At 54.9% G+C, this 326-nt stretch carries 1 protein-coding gene; it reads left to right on the top strand.

The window, feature by feature from the left end; all coding sequences use genetic code 11:
• A partial coding sequence (locus tag AF337_RS32835) for an ABC transporter permease (protein ID WP_425287908.1) occupies positions 1 to 326 on the top strand: 326 nt, incomplete at both ends.

Here is a 326-nt window from a genome sequence, read left to right on the forward strand (position 1 = left end):
GTGTGGGCCAAGATGATGGAACTGGCGGTCGATGGCACGCTGTGGACGGATGCCGGGATCAGCATCTATCGCATGCTCGTCGGATTTTTTATTGCATCGGCCCTGGCGATCCCGATCGGGATCATGATCGGCTGTTTCAAGACGTGGGAAGCGGCTATTGAGCCCTTTGTCGACTTCGTTCGTTACATGCCGGTTGTCGCCTTCGTTCCGCTGACCATTCTGTGGGCAGGAACAAGCGATATCCAGAAGTTCGTCATCATCTTTATCGGAACCTTCTTCCAGCAGGTACTGATGGTCATGGACAGCGTCAAGCGTGTGCCGACCGA

The sequence above is a fragment of the Rhizobium ecuadorense genome, from assembly GCF_001187535.1.
Classification (GTDB): Bacteria; Pseudomonadota; Alphaproteobacteria; order Rhizobiales; family Rhizobiaceae; genus Rhizobium; species Rhizobium ecuadorense.